The sequence below is a fragment of the Paucibacter sp. B51 genome (assembly GCF_027863535.1).
GTDB lineage: Bacteria > Pseudomonadota > Gammaproteobacteria > Burkholderiales > Burkholderiaceae_C > Paucibacter_A > Paucibacter_A aquatilis.
Genome location: NZ_JAPIVN010000001.1, coordinates 4850372 through 4871640 on the forward strand (window position 1 = coordinate 4850372; position 21269 = coordinate 4871640).

The 21269-nt window shown below is 67.1% G+C and carries 20 protein-coding genes; 16 read left to right on the plus strand and 4 right to left on the minus strand.

Annotated elements, in window-relative coordinates; genetic code table 11:
* Nucleotides 1-62 precede the first annotated feature (62 nt).
* Entirely contained in the window at nt 63-704 is a 642-nt protein-coding gene (locus OOB33_RS20460; RefSeq protein WP_271009959.1) for a ParA family protein, read from the minus strand.
* 95 nt (nt 705-799) lie between these two features.
* Between OOB33_RS20460 and kefF the strand changes: the two genes are divergently transcribed.
* Genes kefF through OOB33_RS20475 form a run of 3 tightly spaced genes read left to right on the plus strand, consistent with a single transcriptional unit; the run spans nt 800 to nt 3795 of the window.
* A complete protein-coding gene (gene kefF / locus OOB33_RS20465; RefSeq protein WP_102769829.1) occupies nt 800-1465 on the plus strand; it encodes a glutathione-regulated potassium-efflux system oxidoreductase KefF in 666 nt (221 codons plus the stop codon).
* Nucleotides 1462-3333, plus strand: a complete 1872-nt coding sequence (kefC, locus tag OOB33_RS20470) for a glutathione-regulated potassium-efflux system protein KefC (protein ID WP_271009960.1) — start codon at nt 1462-1464, stop codon at nt 3331-3333. Before kefF ends, kefC begins: the two co-directional genes overlap by 4 nt.
* A 30-nt stretch (nt 3334-3363) precedes the next feature.
* Nucleotides 3364-3795, plus strand: coding sequence for a DUF1841 family protein (locus OOB33_RS20475; RefSeq protein ID WP_102769827.1), 432 nt, complete (start codon nt 3364-3366; stop codon nt 3793-3795).
* Between the two features lie 58 nt (nt 3796-3853).
* On the opposite strand, the gene OOB33_RS20480 is transcribed toward OOB33_RS20475, so the two are convergent.
* The 3 genes from OOB33_RS20480 to flgA all read right to left on the minus strand — a co-directional run bounded on the left by OOB33_RS20480 (nt 3854) and on the right by flgA (nt 5653).
* Nucleotides 3854-4258: a hypothetical protein gene (locus OOB33_RS20480; protein WP_102769826.1), complete on the minus strand. Its 405-nt coding sequence runs from the start codon at nt 4256-4258 to the stop codon at nt 3854-3856.
* 104 nt (nt 4259-4362) lie between these two features.
* Nucleotides 4363-4704 (minus strand): flagellar biosynthesis anti-sigma factor FlgM, encoded by a 342-nt coding sequence (gene flgM / locus OOB33_RS20485; protein ID WP_271009961.1) that lies wholly within the window; start codon nt 4702-4704, stop codon nt 4363-4365.
* Nucleotides 4705-4861: 157 nt separating this feature from the next.
* Nucleotides 4862-5653 carry a flagellar basal body P-ring formation chaperone FlgA gene (flgA, locus tag OOB33_RS20490; protein WP_271009962.1) on the minus strand — a complete coding sequence of 264 codons (792 nt, stop codon included), beginning with the start codon at nt 5651-5653 and terminating at the stop codon, nt 4862-4864.
* 202 nt (nt 5654-5855) lie between these two features.
* Between flgA and flgB the strand changes: the two genes are divergently transcribed.
* The 13 genes from flgB to OOB33_RS20555 are packed head-to-tail and all read left to right on the plus strand — an operon-like array spanning nt 5856 to nt 21118.
* Complete coding sequence (gene flgB, locus OOB33_RS20495; protein WP_102769825.1) at nt 5856-6269, plus strand: flagellar basal body rod protein FlgB; 414 nt, start codon at nt 5856-5858, stop codon at nt 6267-6269.
* Between the two features lie 39 nt (nt 6270-6308).
* Nucleotides 6309-6725, plus strand: coding sequence for a flagellar basal body rod protein FlgC (gene flgC, locus OOB33_RS20500; RefSeq protein ID WP_102769824.1), 417 nt, complete (start codon nt 6309-6311; stop codon nt 6723-6725).
* A gap of 23 nt (nt 6726-6748) precedes the next feature.
* Complete coding sequence (locus OOB33_RS20505; RefSeq protein WP_102769823.1) at nt 6749-7399, plus strand: flagellar hook assembly protein FlgD; 651 nt, start codon at nt 6749-6751, stop codon at nt 7397-7399.
* Between the two features lie 47 nt (nt 7400-7446).
* The gene (flgE, locus tag OOB33_RS20510) at nt 7447-8757 is read left to right on the plus strand and encodes a flagellar hook protein FlgE (RefSeq protein WP_271009963.1); all 1311 of its coding nucleotides are present in this window, start codon (nt 7447-7449) and stop codon (nt 8755-8757) included.
* A 54-nt stretch (nt 8758-8811) separates the two neighbouring features.
* Nucleotides 8812-9537: a flagellar basal-body rod protein FlgF gene (gene flgF / locus OOB33_RS20515; RefSeq protein WP_171827892.1), complete on the plus strand. Its 726-nt coding sequence runs from the start codon at nt 8812-8814 to the stop codon at nt 9535-9537.
* Between the two features lie 28 nt (nt 9538-9565).
* Nucleotides 9566-10348, plus strand: a complete 783-nt coding sequence (gene flgG, locus OOB33_RS20520) for a flagellar basal-body rod protein FlgG (RefSeq protein WP_102769820.1) — start codon at nt 9566-9568, stop codon at nt 10346-10348.
* 14 nt (nt 10349-10362) lie between these two features.
* Nucleotides 10363-11073, plus strand: coding sequence for a flagellar basal body L-ring protein FlgH (locus OOB33_RS20525; RefSeq protein ID WP_243392895.1), 711 nt, complete (start codon nt 10363-10365; stop codon nt 11071-11073).
* A 45-nt stretch (nt 11074-11118) separates the two neighbouring features.
* Nucleotides 11119-12252, plus strand: a complete 1134-nt coding sequence (locus OOB33_RS20530) for a flagellar basal body P-ring protein FlgI (protein WP_102769819.1) — start codon at nt 11119-11121, stop codon at nt 12250-12252.
* Nucleotide 12253: 1 nt separating this feature from the next.
* On the plus strand, nt 12254-13129 hold the full coding sequence (gene flgJ, locus OOB33_RS20535) for a flagellar assembly peptidoglycan hydrolase FlgJ (RefSeq protein WP_102769818.1): 876 nt from the start codon (nt 12254-12256) through the stop codon (nt 13127-13129).
* A gap of 25 nt (nt 13130-13154) precedes the next feature.
* The gene (gene flgK, locus OOB33_RS20540; RefSeq protein ID WP_102769817.1) at nt 13155-15149 is read left to right on the plus strand and encodes a flagellar hook-associated protein FlgK; all 1995 of its coding nucleotides are present in this window, start codon (nt 13155-13157) and stop codon (nt 15147-15149) included.
* A gap of 33 nt (nt 15150-15182) precedes the next feature.
* Nucleotides 15183-16403 (plus strand): flagellar hook-associated protein FlgL, encoded by a 1221-nt coding sequence (gene flgL / locus OOB33_RS20545; protein ID WP_102769816.1) that lies wholly within the window; start codon nt 15183-15185, stop codon nt 16401-16403.
* A gap of 27 nt (nt 16404-16430) precedes the next feature.
* On the plus strand, nt 16431-17609 hold the full coding sequence (locus OOB33_RS20550) for an EAL and HDOD domain-containing protein (RefSeq protein WP_102769815.1): 1179 nt from the start codon (nt 16431-16433) through the stop codon (nt 17607-17609).
* Between the two features lie 38 nt (nt 17610-17647).
* On the plus strand, nt 17648-21118 hold the full coding sequence (locus OOB33_RS20555) for a PAS domain S-box protein (protein ID WP_271009964.1): 3471 nt from the start codon (nt 17648-17650) through the stop codon (nt 21116-21118).
* Nucleotides 21119-21269: the final 151 nt, after the last annotated feature.

Sequence of the window (21269 nt, forward strand, 5' to 3'; positions counted from 1 at the left end):
TTTTCTGGCGTCAGAACTCGCAAACGAAAGCTGCAAGCCGAACTCAACTTGCGTTTTAGCAATCACGCTTTCCTTGCGTCCAACCAGGCCGTTAGCGGCGCCCACTGCGCCAAGTCTCGCTCGACACGGCTGGGCGCCACATCCCAAAGGCTCAAGCCATGTGCGGCCAGCTGCACATAGTTCTGGGTGTCGCGCAGCATGCCCAGCACCGGCACCTCCAGCCCCTCCAGAAAGCCCTGCAGCTGCTGCACCGACAGCGTGCCTTCCTTGGCACGCATCCCGACCAAAGCCAGCTCGGGCTGGCGTTTGGGCGAATCTTCATCGCCACGCAGTTCGCGCAGCCTTTGAATGAAATCGAAACTGGCCTGGATATCGAAGAGGCTGGGCTGCAACGGCATCAAGAGCTTGTCGGCCAACTTGAGCAGGGTCTTCAAGCGCTTGCCGTCCAGCCCGGCCGGAGAATCCAGCACCACATGACTGACACCCTTGGGCGGCTTGACGACCTGGTCCCCTTCAAAATCCCAACCCTGGATGCGCGGAAGGTGGGACGGGCGCAAGGCCAGCCAGCGGCGCGCCGACTGCTGCTTGTCGACATCGCCCAGCATCACGCTGTGGCCTTGCGCGGCCAGGTAGCCGGCGATGTTGGTGGACAAGGTGCTCTTGCCCACCCCACCCTTGGGATTGGCGATCAGGATCACAGGCATGGGCTCACTCCTCAGGGCATGCACAAAAGCCGCTGCAAGCGACAACAACACAGCCCGACATCCTAAGCGCTGGGCGCTCGGGTTAACCTCAGGCCATGCCTGAGACTTCTGACATCCTGATTCTTGCCGCCCACCCCGACCGCGCCCGTTCGCGCGTCAGTGCGCGATTGATGGACGCCGCGCAAGCCCAAGCCACGCGCTGGACCCTGCACGACCTCTACCGCCGCTACCCGGACTACGCCATCGACGTGGCTGCCGAGCAGCGGGCGCTGGCCGCCGCGCGCCTGGTCATCATGCTCCACCCCCTGCACTGGTACAGCATGCCGGCTCTGCAAAAGCTCTGGGTCGACGAGGTACTGAGCTTCGGCTGGGCCTACGGCCCCGGAGGCCATGCCTTGCGCGGGAAAGACTTCTGGCTGGTCACTTCCACCGGCGGCAGCGCAGAAGCCTACAGCGCTCAGGGCCATCACGAACACCCGATCGAGCACTTCCTGCTGCCCTACACCCAGAGCGCGCGCATCTGCGGCATGAACTTCCTGCCGCCCCTGATCCTGCACGGCGCCCATCAAGCCGACGAAGCCGCGCTGCAGCAGCACACGAAGTCCTTTCTGGCCCGGCTGGAGGCCTACCCCCAGTGGTGCGTGCATGAAGCCGAACCCAGCCTGCCCGAAGTGCCGCTGGACGCCCGGCCGGCCTTGTTCAGCCCGTTGCGCCCGGCCACCCCGGCGCGTGCAGCCTCACATGAGGAGCCCCAGCCATGAGCGCGGCCGCCGGCAGCAACTGGCTGCAACTTCCCCTGGTCTGCCTGGGCGCGGCCGTCGTCGCCGTGCCGCTGGCGCGCTTTCTGCGCCTGGGCTCCATCCTCGGCTACCTGATCGCCGGCGTGCTGATCGGGCCCAGCGTGCTGGGCCTGGTCAGCGACCCGGGGCAGATCCTCGAGGTGGCCGAGTTCGGCGTGGTGCTGATGATGTTCCTGGTCGGCCTGGAGCTGGAGCCGAAACGACTCTGGGCCATGCGCCGGCCCATCTTCGGCTGGGGCTCGCTGCAGCTGCTCGGGTCTGCCGCCCTGCTGCTGGGCCTGGCGTGGCTGTTCGGCGTGCCGGCCGGCCTGGGCCTGGTGCTTAGCCTGGGCCTGGCCATGTCGTCCACGGCCGTGGCCTTGGCCGTGCTGGCAGAGCGCAACCTCGGGCGCACAACGGCAGGTCAAAGCATCTTGAGCGTGGCCTTGCTGCAGGACATCGCCGCCATTCCGGTGCTGGCCCTGGTGCCCATTGTGGCGGCCGGCAGCACCGTGTCGGCGGCCGAGGGCAGTGGAGCCTGGGCGGCCGCCAAGGCCCTGGGCATGGTCTTGCTGATTGTGCTCGGCGGGCGCCTGGCCCTGCGCCCGGCTTTGCGCTGGATCGCCGGCAGCCGCACGCCCGAGATCTTCACTGCCGCGGCCCTGCTGCTGGTGATCGGCACCGCGGCCCTGATGCACAGTGTCGGCCTGTCCATGGCCCTGGGCGCGTTTCTTGCCGGCGTGCTGCTGGCCGAGAGCGAATACCGGCGTGAGCTGGAAACCGATCTGGAGCCTTTCAAGGGACTGCTACTGGGCCTGTTCTTCATCGCCGTGGGCATGGGCCTGGACTTGCGGGTGCTGCGCGAGCAGACCGCCCTGGTACTGGGCCTGCTGGCCGCGCTGCTGCTGTGCAAAGGCCTGTTGCTGGGGCTGATGTCGCGCTGGATGCAGATCCCGGTGCTGGAGCGGCCTGTCTTCGTCATCCTGCTGGCCCAGGGCGGCGAGTTCGGCTTCGTGGTGTTCCAGCTGGCCCAGCAAGCCGGCTTGATCGACGCGATGCAGAACTCGGCCCTGGTGGCGGCCGTGGCCCTCTCCCTGGCTTGCACGCCGGCCCTGTTGCTGACCAGCGACCGCCTGCTGCTGCCGCGCCTGCAGCGCAAGACAGCCGCACGGCCGGCGGAGCAAGAAAGCCCGCCGCCCGCACCCATCCTGATCGCCGGCTTCGGCCGCTACGGGCAGATCGTCGGCCGCCTGTTGTTTGCCCACGGTTATGAAGCCACCGTGCTCGACCACGATGCCGAGGCCATCGAGGCCATGCGGCGCTTTGGCTGGCGGGTGTTTTTCGGTGATGCCACCCGGCTGGACCTGCTGCGCAGCGCCGGCGCGGCGCAAGCGCGGGTGCTGGTGATCGCGGTGGACGATGTGGCGCAGAGCCTGGCCATTGCCGAGCTGGCGCGCGAGCATTTCCCGCAGGCCCAGGTGGTGGCGCGGGCGCGCAATGTGCGGCACTACTTCAGCCTGCGCAATCTGGGCGTGCAGCTGATCGAGCGCGAAACCTTTGACGCAGCCTTGAACAGCGGCCGCAGCGTCATGGAGCTGCTGGGCCTGGAGCCCCATGCCGCCCGCAAGCTGACCTGGCGATTCCGCCAGCACAACCTGGATCAACTGGAACAGATGCTGCCGCTGCAGCACGACAACGGCGCCCTGATCGCCGCGTCGCGGCAGGCACGCCAGCAATTGGAAGCCCTGCTGGCCCAGGAGCGCGAACAGGCGCGGCGGGAACATGAAGCCCGCCATGGCGAAAGCTGGAGCGCGCCCACGGCGATCACCGGCGAGCCACCCACAAAATAGACGGGTGCGCAGCAGCGACAATCTGGCCCTATGTTTGCCCCATCCCAACTCGAGGTGCGCCGCTTCTTCTGCGCCACCTACCGCAAGCTGCGCGACGGCCAGCCCCTGATTCCCATGGAGGCCATCGCCGCCGACTGGATCGCCCAGCATCCGGAATACCACGCCGAACTGGCCGATGAAGAGGCGGCCCTGGCGGCGGTCTACAGCGTCGAAGAGGGGCGCACCAACCCCTTTCTGCATCTGTCCATGCACCTGACCATCAGCGAGCAGCAGTCCATCGACCAGCCGCATGGCATCCGCCAGGCCGTCGATCTGCTGGCCGCCCGGCGCAACTCCCTGCACGAGGCCCACCACGTGGCCATGGACTGCCTGGGCGAAATGATCTGGGAATCGCAACGCAGCGGCCTGCCGCCGGACGGCCACGCCTACCTGGACAAGGTGCGAAAAAAAGCCACGCAGTGAGCGTGGCTTGGGCTGCTTTCATGCCCGGCACCCATCGGCCGAGCAGCGAGCGGGCCGATCAGGCTTGAATCGAAGCGCCGCCCAGGCTCTTGCGCTCGTTCTTGCCCAGCGCCGAATACAGGCCGTTGGCTTCGCCGGGCATCAGCACGTCGATCGCACGGTCCAGCGCCGCCGTGGCGCGGGCCAAAGACTCACGCTGGGCGGCCACACGGCCCCCAGCCTGCACCAGACGATGACGCAGATGGGCCGGCACCGCACCGCTGCGAGCGGCTTCGCTGAAGCTGGTGATGGCCACCGCCAGCGCCTGATGCAGGCGGGCGGCATGTTGTTCGATGGCTTGGGTGTCGCGCCGCAGCAAGGCATCACCCAGCAAATTGAGGCAGCTTTCCACCTCCAGCAGCGGCTGCTCGAGCTGCTGGCCGAGCGCTGCGGGAGTGGAATCTGAGGGAGGCAAAGCGTGCATGGCTGTCCCCGCCATAAGGCGTTGAGAACGCGTTAGGGTTCAACAAACGAAACTTTGATCAACCCTTGCCCTGTCACAGCAGGCAAAGGCCCGAACCGCCTCGATCAGTGAGGCGTCATCCGGCTCAGCATTTCTTGAGCGTTGGCAATCAGCTTGTCGGCGATGACGTTGGCGTTGACCGTGAACTTGCCGTCCGAGATGGCCTGCGAGATGCGCCCGACCTTCTCGGCGTCGAAGCTGCCGTCTTCCGCCACACCCGCCAGGAGCTTGGTCGCATTGGTCGACAGCTCCAGGGTGGCGCTGGCCTCCGGCGCCTTCTTTCCGGCCACTTGTGCTGTCGCGCCCTGGCCTTGCGCTCGCCCTGTCTGGGCCGCGCCCGCCTTGTCGGCCGCGACGGCCGACGATGCGATCTCTGGGCTATTACCGATTTTCATGGTGCTCTCCATAGGCCTGGGTCATGCCCAAACCTGTCCAGGTTTTCCGGTGTATCGACGCTCAACATGAAGACTTTAGTACTTTCGACAAAACCGCTCCCGCCCCAGAAGCGGGGTTTTTCCGCCTCAGAGCTGAGTCTCAACACCGGTTGACGTGTGTCAGCGTTGTTCACAACAACACCTCCACCCGTCGTTCACCGACGACCCGACCCGTCACCATCCGCCCGTTTTCGAAGCGGATCTTGACGTTCTGTCCTTCCAAACCCGCGGCCATGGCCTGACCTTCGCCGGCGACCGCGAAGCCCGGCCCGGAAACCCGGACCTGCACCGTCTCACCCGCCGCAAACCACTGCCGCGCCCTCAAGCTGCTGCTGCTGATCGCTTCGCCAGCCGCCACAGGGCGGACCAGGCTGCGTCCAGTCAAGCCGGCCGCATCGGTGAACACCGCGCCGGCCACAGCCGCTATGTCTATTTCGGCCATTGCCAGCTGCGCTTGAGTCAGGCTCACCCCCGAAGCCAGGGGTTCGGCGGCCACCAGGGCACGGGCATAGACCTTGACCTGCACCGGCAGCGTGACGTTCCAACGGGCGCGGCCATCGACGCAGCGCAGACCGATGCGGGTGCGGCCCCACATCTGCAGGCCGGTGGGCAAGTACGGTTGCACCTGGGCACAGGGCGCCAGCTTGAGGCGCGGATCGAGTTGACCGACCTGCACCTCCACCCGTGCCTGCGCGGGCATGCCGGCCTTGGCGCCGGCCTGGGCCAAGTCCTGGACCTGCAAGCGCAATTCGGTGCTCAGCGTTTCGGTCACCACCGGCTTGGCCGTCTGGGCCTGAGCCTCGCTCAGCATCCCTACCAGCCACAAAGGCAGGCTCCAACTCAGGCTCAGGATCAGCCATGCCGCCAGGAGCGCCGGGCGGCGGAGCATCTGAGCGACAGGGATGGAGCGAGTCGAAAGCATGGATGGACTGTAGGCCGCCACCCCTTGGCCACGAGGGCCGAAATGCGCAGCAAAGCCCTTGCTATTCCCGCTAATGTTTTCAGAGCGGCCCAACACAATCCGTTCACATCGCCCATTCCCGTCCGACGGACAGGGACCTTGAGACCCTCCCCAGCCCCAAGGCGCGGCGCTCCAGCCCGAACCCAAGCAGGGGGCACGCATCATGCTGAACCGACTGACCGCCAACCTGAACTTCCAGACCGAGGCCCTGGCCCTGCGCTCGGAACGCCAGCGCATGCTCGCCAGCAATATTGCCAATGCCGACACCCCGGGCTACCAAGCCCGCGATCTTGACTTCTCCCGCGCTCTGCGTGAGGCCACCTCGTCCAGCCGCGGCTCGGGCCAGCTCCTGACCACCCAGGGAGGCCATATGGGCCCGATCGGCGGCGGGCGCAGCGAAGCAAGCAAGCTCTATGCCGTGCCGGCGCAGACCAATCTGGACAACAACACCGTCGACATGGACCGCGAACGGGCCAGCTTCGCCGACAACTCCGTCAAGTACGAAGCCACGCTGCGTTTCATCAACAGCTCGGTGCGCACCACGCTGGACGCCATGAAGTCGCCCAACGCGGCCTGAGCGGCCCGGCACTAGCAGACCACCGGCCAGGAGCAGACCATGTCCATGTTTCAAATCTTCAATGTCTCGGGCAGCGCCGTCAGCGCGCAGAGCCAGCGCCTCAATGTGGTGGCCAGCAATCTGGCCAATGCCGACACCGTGGCCGGACCCGATGGTCAGGCCTACAAGGCCCGCCAGGTGGTGTTTCAGACCGCCCTGATGGGCGCCAACGGCGACCAGGGTGCCGCCGGGGTGCGCGTCAGCACCATCAGCGAAGACCAGACGCCCGGGCGCCGGGTTCACGATCCCAAGCATCCCAAAGCCGACGCCGAAGGCTATGTGACCTACAGCAATGTCAACACGGTGGAGGAGATGGTCAACATGATCTCGGCCTCCCGCTCCTACCAGAACAACATCGAGGTGATGAGCACGGCCAAGAGCCTGCTGCTCAAAACCCTGCAGCTCGGCCAGTCCTGAGCTTCACCTGAAAGAGGCCCGCCATGGACGTCATCAGCGCCGTCAAGTCGACCGGCACCACCACCAACACCGCGGAAGAGTCGGCCAGCAAGAAGGCCGTGGACACGCAGGACCGTTTTCTCAAGCTGCTGGTCGCGCAGATGCAGAACCAGGACCCCATGAACCCCATGGACAACGCCCAGGTGACCAGCCAGATGGCGCAGATCCAGACGGTCAGCGGCGTCAGCACCCTGGACAACAGCATCAAGTCCCTGGCCAACCAGTTCACCCAGATGCAGGCCCTGCAAAGCGTCTCCTTGGTGGGCCGCGAAGTCAGCGTCGAGGGCAACCGCCTGCAGCAAACCAACGGGGTGGGCGAAGGCAGCTACGCCCTGAGCAGCCCCGCCGATGCGGTGAAGCTGGAGGTCTTGAGCCCCGCCGGTGCCGTGGTCGACACGGTGCAGCTCGGCGCGCAAGGCACCGGCCGCCACAACTTCAAGTGGGCCTCGGACAAGTACGCCGACGACGCCGGACTCAAGTTCCGCATCACTGCGACCAAGGGCACGGCCGCCGTGAGCAGCACGCTTTACGCCCAGGACAAGGTGCTGGCCGTCAACACCAGCGGCACCTCGCTGAAGCTGCAGCTTCAGAACGCTGGGCTGGTTGACTACGCCAGCATCAAGACTTTCGACTGACGCTCGCCGCGCCTGTCCCTTTCACGATTTCCCGCTAAGGACCCATCATGAGCTTCCAACAAGGCCTCTCCGGATTGAACGGCGCGAGCAAGAATCTCGACGTCATCGGCAACAACATCGCCAATGCCGGCACCTATGGTTCCAAGGCCTCGCGGGCCGAGTTCAAAGATGTGTATGCCGGCGCACTCAACGGCGCGGGCAGCAGCCCGGTCGGCATCGGTACGGCCCTGGCCGCCGTGGCCCAGCAGTTCACCCAGGGCAATATCACCACGACCGAAAGCCCCATGGACCTGGCCATCAACGGCGGGGGCTTCTTCCAGCTCAGCGATGGCAAGAACCCGACCATGTACAGCCGCAACGGCCAGTTCAAGGTCGACCGCAACGGCTTCATCGTCAACAACGACCAGCTCAAGCTCATGGGCTACCCGGCCGACGGCGCCGGTGTGATCCAGCCCGGCCTGGCCCAGCCGCTGCAGCTGCCCACCTCGGGCATCGCGCCCAAGACCACCACCGCCATCACCACCGAGTTCAACCTCGACTCGCGCTCCAAGGTCACGGCCAATGCTGCTATTCCCGGCATCGACCTGAAGAACCCGGCCACCTACAACAACGCCACCTCGCTGACGGCCTATGACGCCAAGGGCCAGGACGTGGCCATCACGCTCTACTTCCAGAAGAACGAGCCTGCCGCCGACGGCAGCACGACCTGGAACATCTTCGCCACCGCCAATGGCTCGCCCTTCACCACCGATTCGGCCGGTGGCGCCATCGGCACCGACGCCAGCGGCAACCCGCTGACGCCCTATGCCACCGTGACCTTCCCCAAGACCGGCGGCAAACCCATCGACCCCACGTCCAAGCTCAATATGGATGTGCCCGCCGGTCGCAACGCCGCGGGTGCCGCCACCTTAGACATTCCAGGCATCCAGTTCGACGTGTTGGGCGCCACCGAAAACGGCTCCAGCTTCGCTGTGACCAACCTGACCCAGGACGGCTACGCCCCCGGTCAGCTCTCGGGCATCCTGATCGAGAACAGCGGCATCGTCATGGCGCGTTACTCGAACGGACAGTCCAAGCCGGCCGGCCAGGTCGAACTGGCCTCTTTCCGCAGCCCGCAAGGCCTGCAGCCCATGGGCGGCAATGTCTGGTCGCGCACCTTCTCCTCGGGCGAGGCGGTGGTGGGCGTGCCGGGTGACGGCAACCTGGGCAAGCTGCAATCGGGCGCGCTGGAAGAGTCCAACGTCGACCTGACCGCCGAGCTGGTCAATATGGTCACCGCCCAGCGCGCTTACCAGGCCAGCGCCCAGACCATCAAGACCCAGGATCAGGTGCTGCAGACCATCGTCAACCTGCGTTGATGCTGAGCTCGCACTGAAGGCCTGATCCCGCATGACCCTGCCCAAGGACACGCCATGGACCGCATGATCTACCTCTCGATGGCCGGCGCCAAGGCGGCCATGCAGCGTCAGGACGTGCTGGCCAACAACCTGGCCAACGTCTCGACCAATGGCTTCCGGGCCGAGCTGCAGGCCTTTCGCTCGGTGCCGGTGCGTGGCGATGGCGCCAGCACCCGAGCCTACGCCCTGGAAACGACCACCGGCTACAACTCCGACCCCGGCGTCATGCAAGCCACCAGCCGCAGCCTTGATGTGGCAATGAAGGGCAACGCCTGGCTGGCCGTGCAGGGCCTGGACGGCACCGAGGCCTACACCCGCGCGGGCGCACTCGATGTCAATGCCGAAGGCCTGCTGGTCATGCGCAACGGCCTGCCGGTGCAAGGCGATGGCGGCCCGATCAATGCGCCGCCCAATACCGAGCTGTCCATCGGCGGCGACGGCACCGTCAGCGCCAAAGCGGCCAACGGCACCAGCACCACCATCGGCAAGCTGAAGCTGGTCACGCCCGAGGCACGCCTGACGCGCGGCGCCGACGGTCTGTTCCGTGCACCCGACGGCGACCTGCCCGCCGACCCGACGGCACGCCTGCAAGACGGCGCGCTGGAAGGCTCCAACGTCAGCGCCGTCGAAACCATGGTCAGCATGATTGCCGCCGGCCGCCAGTTCGAGCAACAGATGAAGCTGATGCAGATTGCCCAGACCCAGGGCCAGCAATCGGCCAAGCTGCTGGGCACCACCTGACCTCCCGATTCCCTGAAGGACACCGACCATGATCCGCTCACTCTGGATTGCCAAGACCGGCATGGAGGCCCAGCAGACCCAGCTGGACACCATCTCCAACAACCTGGCCAACGTCGCCACCAATGGTTTCAAGCGCTCACACGCGGTGTTCGAAGACTTGATCTATCAAAACCTGCGGCAAAGCGGCGCCAACACCACCGAGCAGACCCAACTGCCCACGGGTTTGCAGGTCGGCCTGGGCGTGCGCCCGGTGGCCAGCGCCCGCATCTACAGCCAGGGCAATCTGCAGCAAACCACCAACAACCTGGACCTGGCCATCAAGGGCAATGGCTTCTTCCAGGTGCAGATGCCGGACGGCACCACGGCCTACACGCGCGACGGCTCCTTCCAGCTCGACGCCAACGGCCAGATCGTCACCAACAACGGCTATACCGTGCTGCCCGGCATCACCGTGCCGGCCAATGCACTGAGCGTGTCGGTTGGCAATGACGGCACGGTCAGCATCACCGTCCCGGGTACACCGGCGCCGCAAACCCTGGGCCAGATCCAGCTCGCCAATTTCGTCAATCCGGCCGGCCTGGACCCCAAGGGCCAGAACCTGTTCTCGGAGACCGCCTCCTCGGGCACGCCCAATGCCGGCGCGCCCAATGCCAACGGTCTGGGCTCGCTGCAGCAAGGCTATGTGGAAACCTCCAACGTCAATGTGGTGGAGGAGCTGGTGTCCATGATCCAGACCCAGCGCGCCTACGAGCTCAATTCAAAGGCCGTGCAAACCTCGGACCAGATGCTGCAAAAGCTCGCACAGATCTGATGGAGCCTCTGCACATGAACACCCTGCCCCGCCATCACATGCTTCACGCCCGCCTGCCTCGCTTGCTGCTCGCCTTGTCCAGTGCCTTGCTGCTCGGCGGCTGCAGCACGCTTTACCGCGAACCCCAGGTCGAGCTGCAGCACACGCCGGTGGTGAACATGCCCGCCCTGCCCGCCCATGGCCCCAGCAATGGCGCCATCTACCAGGCCGCCGCCTACCGGCCGCTGTTCGAAGACCACCGCGCCCGCATGGTGGGCGACACCTTGACCATCCAGATTGTCGAGAAGGTCACCGCCAGCCAGAGCAGCACCAGCGAGCTCAACAAGACCGGCTCGCTGACCGCCGGCGTCACCGCCCTGCCCTTTGTCAGCGCCAACTCCTTCGGCCGCGCCTCGGCCGGCGGCAGCTCGGCCACCAAGTCCACCGGCAAGGGCACGAACGAGAACACCAACGACTTCTCCGGCAGCATCACCGCCGTGGTCACCGCCGTGCTGCCCAATGGCCATCTGATGATCAGCGGCGAGAAGCAGATCGGCGTCAACCATAACGTCGATGTTCTGCGCTTCTCGGGCCAGGTGGACCCGCGCGCCATCACCCAGGGCAATGTCGTGCCCTCGGCTTCGGTGGCCAATGTTCGGATCGAACAGAAGGGCCGCGGCGCCACCGCCGACGCCCATGGAATAGGCTGGTTGTCGCGCTTCTTTTTGAACCTTTGGCCGACTTAAGTTTGCCCAGAATCGGTCGTAGAGGATTCCCCCTCCACGACCATCATGCAAACAGCCACCGACAAATTCCTCCGCGCCCTGATCGGCCTCGCCGCCCTGCTGGCCAGCGCCGCCCTTTGGTGGCCCGCCGAGGCCTCCGCCGCCCGGATCAAGGAAGTGGCCGCCATCCAGGGCGTGCGCAGCAACTCGCTGACCGGCTATGGCCTGGTGGTGGGTCTGGACGGCACGGGTGACCAGACCACCCAAGCTCCCTACACCGGCCAAAGCCTGGCCGCCATGCTGCAGCAATTCGGTGTCATCCTGCCGCAAGGCGTGACCATGCAGCCGCGCAATATCGCCGCCGTCATGGTCACGGCCCAGCTGCCCGCATTTGCCCAGCCCGGCCAGCAGCTCGACATCGCCGTGTCCTCGGTCGGCAATGCCAAGAGCCTGCGCGGCGGCACCCTGATCACCACCCCGCTGCGCGGTGCCGACGGCCAGGTCTATGCCCTGGCGCAAGGCAATCTGATCGTCGGCGGCGCCGGCGCCTCGGCCGGTGGCTCCAAGGTGCAGATCAACCACCTCTCGGCCGGCCGCATACCCGGCGGCGCCCTGGTCGAGCGCTCGGTGCCGACGCCGCTGCAAAACGGCGACTACATCCAACTCGACCTCAACTCCGCCGATTTCGCCACCGCTCGCGCCGTGGCCCGCGCCATCAACAAGGCCAAGGGCAATGGCGTGGCCCAGGCCCTGGATGGCCGTGTCGTGCGCGTGCGCGCGCCCAACGACCCGGACGAGCGTGTCAACTTCCTGGCCGATATGGAAAACCTGGCCCTGGATCTGGCCGAGCCGGCCGCCCGCATCGTCATCAACGCCCGCACCGGCTCGGTGGTCATGAACCAGGCCGTCACCTTGGCCGCCTGTGCCGTGGCCCACGGCAATCTGTCGGTGACCATCAGTTCCACACCGCAAGTCAGCCAGCCCAATGCCCTGTCGGGCGGCCAGACCCAGGTGACCGAGAAGACCGACATCTCGATCAAGCAGGACCCCGGCTCGCTGATCCAGCTGCCCGCGGGTGCCAAGCTGGCCGATGTTGTCAAGGCGCTGAACTCGCTGGGCGCCACGCCGCAAGACCTGCTGGCCATCCTGCAAGCGATGAAAACCGCCGGCGCCTTGAACGCCGAGCTGGAGGTGATCTGATATGGCCCTCTCTCCCAACAATGGCATGGCCCTCGGTGGTGGCACCAGCCTGGGCAACGACCACCGCTCGATCGAAACCCTGCGTGCCGCCGCCTCGCGCGACCCCAAGAGCAGCATTCGCGAGACCGCGCGCCAGTTCGAATCCCTGTTCATGCAGGAGGTGATGAAGAGCATGCGCTCCAACACCATGGCCACCGGCATGCTGGAGAACTCCGCCACACAGATGGGCAGCGAAATGCTGGACACCCAGTTCGCCGGCAAGATGACCGGCCTGCCGGGCGGTCTGTCCGATGCAATTGCACGTCAGCTGCAGCGCCAGATGGGCGTGACTGACGGCAAGGCGGAGCCGCTCAAGACCGTGCAGCCCCTGCCCACGCTGGCCAAGAAGAATGTGGCGCCGCATGTGGCCAGCTTCATCCAGAAGCACGACGACGCGGCCAAGGCCGCCGAGGCCAGCACCGGCATCCCGGCCAGCTTCATGATCGCCCAGGCGGCGCATGAGTCCGGCTGGGGCAAGCGCGAGATCAACACCAAGGACGGCCAGCCCTCCTTCAACGTCTTCGGCATCAAGGCCACGCCGGGCTGGAAGGGCGCCGTCGCCGAGGTGCAGACCACCGAGTATGTAGATGGCAAGGCCCAGCGCGTGACCGCCAAGTTCCGCGCCTACGGCAGCTACGAAGAAGCGTTCAAGGACTACGCCAAGCTGATCAGCAACAACGAGCGCTACAGCAAGGTCGTGGCCCAGGCCCAGACGGGCGGGGCCAAGGGCTTTGCCCAGGGCTTGCAGAACGCCGGCTATGCCACCGACCCCGAGTACGCCAGCAAGCTGGCCCGGGTGATCAACACCACGGTGCGCGTGCAGCGCGCCCTGGCCTGAGCTTCGGGCCTGAGGAGCGCCAGCCATGAGCGGATTGCTGTCCATCGGCGTTCGAGCCATGTTCGCCAACCAGGCCGCCTTGCAGGCGGTTGGGCAGAACATTGCCAATGCCAACACGCCCGGCTATTCGCGCCAATCGGTGGTGCTGACCACGCCGGAAGGCCAGTTCACCGGCGCCGGCTACTTCGGCAAGGGCGTGACCATCGAGACGGTGGAGCGCGCACACAACGAATTCCTGACCCGCCAGGCCTACACCACCAAGGCCATCGCCCACATGGACTCGACTCGCATGAGTCAGCTGTCCCAGCTGGAGAAGATCTTCCCGCCCGGCGAGACCGGCCTGGGTGCCGCCGCCGGCCAGTTCCTGAACGCCATGGTGGACGTGAGCAGCCGGCCCTCCGACCCCTCCGCCCGCCAGGTGGTGATGGGCCGCGCCACCGAGGTGGCGGCGCGCTTTTCCAGCGCCGGCCAACAGCTGGTGGAGCTGCAATCGGGCGTGGTCAGCGACCTCAAGGCCAATGTCGATGTGGTCAATGAGCTGAGCAAACAGATCGCCTTTGCCAACGACCAGATCTCGCGCGCCAACGGCAATGGCCACACCCCGAATGACCTGCTGGACCAGCGCGACAAGCTGGTCTCCGAGTTGAGCAAGTACATCCAGGTCTCGACCCTACCCGCCAGCGACGGAACCCTGGGCGTGTTCATCGGCGGCGGCCAGCGACTGGTGCTGGGCGCGCAGGCGCAGGAACTCAGCGTCACCCAGGACCCCTACGACAGCTCGCGCGCCGCGCTCAGCATCAGCGATTCCGGCGGCCCGCGCTCGCTGGACGAAAGCGTGCTGACCGGCGGCTCCCTGTCCGCCCTGCTCCAGTACCAGAACAAGGATCTGCAGGACGCCCGCAATCTGTTGGGCCAGATGGCCGCGGCCCTGGCCTCGCGCGTCAACGGGCAGCAAGCCCTGGGCCTGGACCTGTCCGACCCGCCGGGCAAGGGCGTGCCCATTTTCGGCTTTGGTCAGCCGCGCGCCTTGCCCGCCACCACCAATGCGCGCGCGCCCGATGGCAGCTTTGCCTCGAACGTGAGCATGACCATCACCAACGCCAGCCAGCTGCAGGCCAGCGCCTACCGCCTGGAGAGCGATCTCAGCGGCTCCGGCACCTACAAGCTGACCCGGCTCAGCGATGGCTACACGCAGAACGTGGCCGATGGCGACACCGTCGATGGCTTCAAGATCAGCTTCGGCGCCACGCCGCCCGCCCCGGGTGACTCCTACCGCCTGGAACCCGTGGCCCAGGCCGCCGTGGAAATGCGTCGCGTGCTGGAGCAGCCCACCGGCATCGCCGCCGCTTCACCCCTGACTGCCACCACCAATGTGGACAACAAGGGCTCAGCCACGGTGAATTCCATCTACGCCGTCAACGACCGCTTCGACGCCACCAAGCTGCCCATCAGCCTGGCTTTTGGCGACCCCGATCCCGCCAACCCGGCCAAGCTGCAGTACACCCTGACCCTGGCCGATGGCTCGGTGCTCAACGGCACCTGGGCCGCAGGCCAGAACATCGGCAACGAGCCCAATGCCGTGCCGCCGATCGATCTGGGCTTCGAGATGAGCTTGAACGGCGTGCCACGCAAGGACGACACCATCTCGCTGGAGCGCACCCAGTTCCCCGCCACCAACAACGGCAATGCCAAGGCCTTCCTGAACATCCAGGGGGAAAAGTTCGTCGGCCAGCGCCAGCGACCTGACGGCAGCATCGCCGTGGGCGCCACCATCAACGAAGCCTATTCCGCCACCATGAGCGAGATCGGCTCGCGCGTGCAGGGTGCCACCTACCTCTCCAGCGTCTCGGTGGCCGTGGCCGCCGATGCCGAGCAGACCCGGGCCGGCCAGGCCGGCGTCAACCTCGACGAAGAAGCCGCGCGGCTGATGCAGTTCCAGCAGGGCTACCAGGCCGCGGCCAAGGTGCTGCAGGCCGCGCAAAAGCTGTTCGACGAGCTGCTGCAGATGGCGGCCCGCTGATGGCGCGCCCGCGCCCCAACCAGGAAGACCACCATGCGCCTGTCCACCGCCAACATCTTTGACAGCAGCATCGCGACCCTGCAGCGCCGCCAGGAATCCATGCAGGCCTCGCAGCAGCAGCTCACCACGGGCAAGAAGATCACCAAGGCCAGCGACGACCCGACCGGCGCGGCACGCTCCGAGCGCGCCCTGTCCACCATCGGCCGGGTCGATGCCAACCAGCGCGCGCTGGAGGCCAGCCGCAACGGCATGACACTGAGCGAAGCTGCGTTGGGCGACGCCAACGAGCTGCTGCAGCAGATGCGCGAAACCATGATCGCCGCCGGCAACGCCAGCTACAGCGATGCCGAACGCGCCGGCCTGGCCAACAAGATTGCCGGCCTGCGCAACCAACTGCTGGCCATCGCCAACCGTGGTGACGGCGCCGGTGGCTATCTGTTCTCGGGCCAGGGCGCCAGCGACCCGCCCTTCCTGGACCAGGCCGGCGGCGTGCGCTTCAACGGCGTCTCGGGCTCCATCCAGACCGGCAATATCGACAACTTCCCCCTGACCGTGGACGGCCGCCTGGTGTTCGAACAGGCGCGCAGCGGCAATGGCACGTTTGAGACCGGCCCCCTGCCCAATCTGATCTCGGTGCCGCCCGGCGTCGCGCCCAAGGGCTGGATCGACGCCGGCCGCACCGCCGATCCCTCGCTGCTGACCGGCCACAACTATCTGATCGAGATCAGCGGCGCCAGCCCGGCCCAGACCATCACCGTGACCGACACCGACCTCGGCACACCGGCCTTCAGCGCCCCTTTCACACCCGGCAAGGCCATCACCTTCGACGGCATGGCCGTCACCATCTCCGGCCAGCCGGTGGATGGCGACCGCTTCGAGGTCAAGCCTTCGACCAACTCGCTCAAGCTCTTTGACGTGCTGGACCGCACCGTGGCCGAGCTGCGCACGCCGCTACGCACCGGTGTGGAAATCTCGCAATCCAACTCGGGCCGGGTGCGCGACCTGGATGCGGTGATGACGAACTTACAAAATGTTCGCAGTCAACTGGGCGAGAGGCTGAATAATCTGGACGGCACCGAATCCCGCATGGCCGCGCTCAAGCAGTACAACCAGGCCGAGCGCTCGGCCGCCGAAGACCTGGACATGGTGCAAGGCATCTCCGACTTCCAGAACCAGCAAACCGGCTACGACACCGCCCTGAAAACCTACGCCATGGTGCAGCGCATGTCGCTGTTCCAGTACCTCAATGTTTGAACACCCCCGTATCGGATCCGCGGAGTCATGAACCATCCCATCCTGAGCGCTCTGGCCCTCGGCTACACCCCCTTGATCGACCGCCAGCGCATGGTCACGGCCACCCGCCTGACCGTGATCCCCTTGCGGCCGGACGCCCAGCTCGACGCGGCCGATCTGCTGGCCGCCGTGTCCGAGGTCTGGCCCGCGGGCGGGCCCCAGGTCATCCTCAATGTGCTCAACGAAGGCCTGCTGCAGGAGCTGCTGCGTGCCGAAGCGCCGGCCCATGTGCAGTTCGAGGTGCCTGCCTTCATGGCCGCCGATGCCGGCCTGGGCGAGGCGCTGCGCGCACTCAAGAAACGCGGCAACACCCTCTTGCTCAAGGGCCGGCCCAGCGCCGCCCTGCCGGCCGAGCTGAATGCTTGCTTTGCCCAGCAGGTGCTGGATCAGGACGAGGAACACCGCGCGGGCGAGGCCAGCGCCCTGCCCCGCCTGGTGGCCGGCCTGCGCAGCGCGGCCGACATCGATGGCGCCTTCGGCCGCGGTGCCGCCGGCGTGATCGGCTGGCCCATGCAGGGCGCCTACGAGGCACCGGCAAATGCGCCGCGCAGCGAGATCCAGGCCGATCTGCAGGTCATCGTCGAGCTGATGTCGCGGGTCGATCAGGATGAAGACATCGAGCGCCTGGAGCAAACCCTCAAGCGCGACCCCAGCCTGGCCTTCAAGCTGCTGCGCTACCTGAACTCGGCCGCCTTCGGCCTGCCGGTCGAGGTGTCCTCCTTCCGCCACGCCATCATGCTGCTCGGCTATCCGCGTCTCAAGCGCTGGCTGGCCCTCTTGCTGACCACGGCCAGCAAGGACCACAGCATGCGCCCCATCATGTTTGCCGCCCTGCGCCGCGGCCTGCTGATGGAAGAGCTGGCCAAGAGCATGAGCGACAGCGAGCTGCGCGACGAGATGTTCATCTGCGGCCTGTTCTCGCTGCTGGACCACATGCTCAAGCAGCCCTTCACCAAGCTGCTGCAATCCATCCCCATGCCCGAGCGCGTGCGCCAGGCCCTGGTCGATGGCAGCGGCCCCTACCAGCCCTATCTGGAGCTGGTGCATGCGATCGAGAACGAATCGGTCTACGACTTCCGCGCCGCCGCCGAACAGCTGATGCTGGGGGCGGAAGAGATCAACCACTGTGTGCTGCGCGCCCTGAACAAGGCCGCCCAGCTCGAGTGAACGGGAACCCGGCCGGGCGCCCCGTAAACTCGGCGCACATGTCCGCTCAACTGTCAGCCCAGCTTTCCCTCCTGCCCCAAGACCTCGCCGCCCTGCGCGGGGTGTTCGGGCTCATCAGCGACCCGGTGCTCCTGCTCGGCGAAGCGCTGGAGGTGCTGGAGGCCAACCCGAGCGCGCAAAGCCTGCTCGAGCAGGCCGCGGGCCTGAGCGGCGGCAAGGGCTTGCACGGCCTGCAGACCAGCCATGGCGGCCGTGTCGGCGACTGGCTGCGCCTGGCCAGCCGCGCCCTGCTGGACGGCCGCCAAGGTCCGCCACCCACCGGCATCAAGCTGGCCAACGGCCAGCGCGCCCTGCTGACCCTGGTCGCCCTGGAGCCCCGCGCTGACGATGCCGCGCGTTGGATGCTGCATGCCCGGCCGGAAGAAAAACACCGCGGCAAACCGGCCGCGGGCAAGCTGGCCGGCACCGCCGCCGAACACCCCCACGAAGGCCCGGCCCTGAGTGGCGACGCCAAGGCGCGCGAAGCCTTGCTGCGCGAGAACACCGAGCGCGCCCAGGCCGAGCTGGCCCAGTGGTTCGAGATGAGCCCCCTGCCCATGTGCAGCTTCGATGCCCAGGGCCTGCTGCTCAAGGTCAACAGCGCTTTCACCGCCTTGTGCCTGCAGCCGCCCAGCACCTTGCACGAGGCCGACCCGGCCATCCAGCAGCTGCTGGCCTGGGACAATGGCCGCCTGGCCGAAGCCCTGAGTGGCCACGACGACGGCCTGCTGACCCAGGCCACCCTGGTGGACCCGGCCGGTCGCACACGCTGGTTGCTCGGCCGCCTGCGGCCCCAGGCCGGCAGCAGCGGCCCGGCGCGGCGCTATCTGGCCGTGCTGGAAGACCGCAGCTCCGAGCAAGAGCGCGACCTCGCCCACCAGCAGCTCGATGCCTTGATGGACACCGCTGGCGTCGGCCTGGCCACCTTCCAGCAGGATGCCGGTTGGCTGCGCCCGCGCACGCCGCGCAGCCCGCCGGGCGGCGCCCATCTGGGCCAGGCCGCGGCCAGCCAGCGCAACTCCCTGGCCAGCCTGCAAGGCGTGGGCCGCGACATCGTCGAGCCCAGCTCGCTCCATGAATTCGAACGCCTGCAACGGGCGCTCAAGAAAGGCGACCGCATCGAGGTTCGCTACGCCGTGCGCCACCCCGAGCTGGGCCGGCGCTGGCTGTTGACCCGGGTCGAGCCCGGCCAGCTGGCCTCGGGCAAGCGCACCACCTCGGTGGTGACCCTGGATGTCACCGCCCAAACCCAGGCCGAAACCCGCAGCGAACAGCTGCTGCACGAGCTGACCACCATCATGGACAGCGCCAGCCTGGGCCTGGCCTATTTGCGCGGCGACCAGTTGGTGCGCTGCAACGGCGGCTTCGAGCAGATGCTGGGCCTGCCCGGCCTGCAACACGCCGGCACGCCGGTGGCCCAGCTCTTCGCCGCCCTGCCCGAGCTGGCCCAGCAGGTGCAGGACGCCCTGCCCACGCTGCAGGCCCAGCAGACCTTCGAGGCCGAGTTCCTGCAGGTCGGCAGCGAAGCGGCCCAGCCGCGCTGGCTCTCGCTGAGCCTGCGCCAGGTGCGCGCCGCTTCAGAAGCCAGCGAGCTCGAGAGCGGCCCGCCGCGTGAGAGCGAAACCATCGCCGTGATCAGCGACATCTCCCGCCTCAAGGCCCAGCAAGGCGAACTGGAAGCCCTGGTGCAGGACCGCGAGCTGATGTTCAGCCTCTCCGATGTGGGCATCGCCATCTTGCGTAAGGGCCGCATCGCGCGCGCCAATGACGCCCTGGCCGCACTGACCGGTTACCGCATCCACGAACTCGGCGGCCTGGCCCATGAGGCCTTGTTCGAGTCCCCCCAGGATTTCGAGCACCTCAGTGCCGAGGTGCGCGAGGCCTTGCAGCGCCAGGGCCTGTGGCGCGGCGAGCGCCGCGTGCGCCGCCAGGACGGCAGCGTGCTCTGGATGCAGGTGAGCAAGCGCGTGATGCGGCCCGGTGCGCCGGACGAAGGCATCATCGCCACCTACGTCAATGTGGACGACCGCTGGCGCGCCCAGCAATCGCTGATGCTGCAGACCGAGCGCGAGCGCGCGGTGCTGGACTCGGTGCTGGTGGGCATCGTCACCGTCGGCCGCGGCGGCATCGAATGGATGAACCGCTCGGCGCGGCGCATGTTCGGCGGCGACCTGAGCGAGTTCGCCGGCCAGCCCATGAGCATCGTCGCCACGCCGGCCTCGGACCACCCCTTCCGCCAGACCCATTACCTGGACGAGCTGACCGAGGGCCAGACCGAGGCCTTCGAGTGCCGGCTCAAGGCCCGCGATGGCCGCGAGTTCTGGGTGGTCGGCAATGTGGTGGTCACCGGCACCCGCGGCAGCGGCCGCCAGCTGACCTTTGCCCTGCTGGACATCGACCGCCGCCGCCAGGCCGAGGCGCAAACCCTGCAGGCCCAGGCCTCGCTCAGCCGCATCATCGAAGCCGCGCCCCTGGCCATCAGCCTGCACGACGCCAAGACCCTGCGCGTGGAGCAGATCAACCAGGCGGCCGCCGCCCTGGCCGGCCGCAGCGAGGACGAGCTGATGGGCGCCAGCCCGGAAGACCTGTTCGGCCCGCTGCAGGGCGAGATGATCCGGCGCGATATGTTGAGCGCCCTGTCGGCCAGCGCCAGCACCGTGCTGCAGCGCGAATACCGGCTCGGCGAAGGCGAGCGCGAGCGGGTCTGGGATGCGCGCATCCTGCACCTGGCCGGCACCGGCGACAGCCCGGACGCCATCGACGAAGGCACGCCCGAACAGCTGCTGCTGGTGGCCAGCGATGTGACCGAGCACCGTGCTGCCGAAGAGGCGCGCCTGCAAGCCGCCATCTCGCAGCGCGAGCTACTGGTGCGCGAGGTGCACCTCCGCATCAAGAACAATCTGCAAGGCGTGGCCGGCTTGCTGCAGCAGATCGCCGCCCGGCGCCCCGAGGTGGCCAGCGTCATCAACGAGGCGGTCGGTCAGGTGCAGGCAATTGCCCAGGTCTACGGCCTGCAGGTCGGCAGCTCCGGCCCGCTGCGCCTGCGCCGCGTGGTGGACGCCATCATCGGCTCGGTGCAGCGCATGAGCGGGCGCCAGATCGCCAGCCATATCGAGGGCCTGACGTCTGAGCGGGTCAATGACTGGACCCTGCCCGAGGCGGAATCCATCCCGATCGCACTGACGCTCAACGAGCTGCTCAGCAATGCGCTCAAGCACAGCCCGGCCGGCGCCGTCAGCTGCACCCTGCACTGCGGGGTGGACAGCGTCAGCGTCGCCATCACCAACCCTGGGACCCTGCCGCCGGACTTCAGCCTGGCACAGGTGCCCGGCGGGGTCTCGGGCCTGGGCCTGGTGCGCGCCCTGCTGCCGCGCCGCACGGCACGGCTGAGCCTGGAACAGCAGGGCGATCTGGTGGTCTGCCGGGTCGAGCTGCTGCAGCCCAGCGTCAACCTGCAAAGCGAACACTGAGCCGCAGCCGATACGCCGCGTCCGAAAAGCCGAGCCCGCACAGCCCCGTACTCACCCCAGGACGCCCCGGTCCCCGGTTTGGGCGACAATGCCAGCAAACACAAGGTCGGCAGCAGCCGGCCGCATTCCAGCACAGCGGGGGACCTCCAGC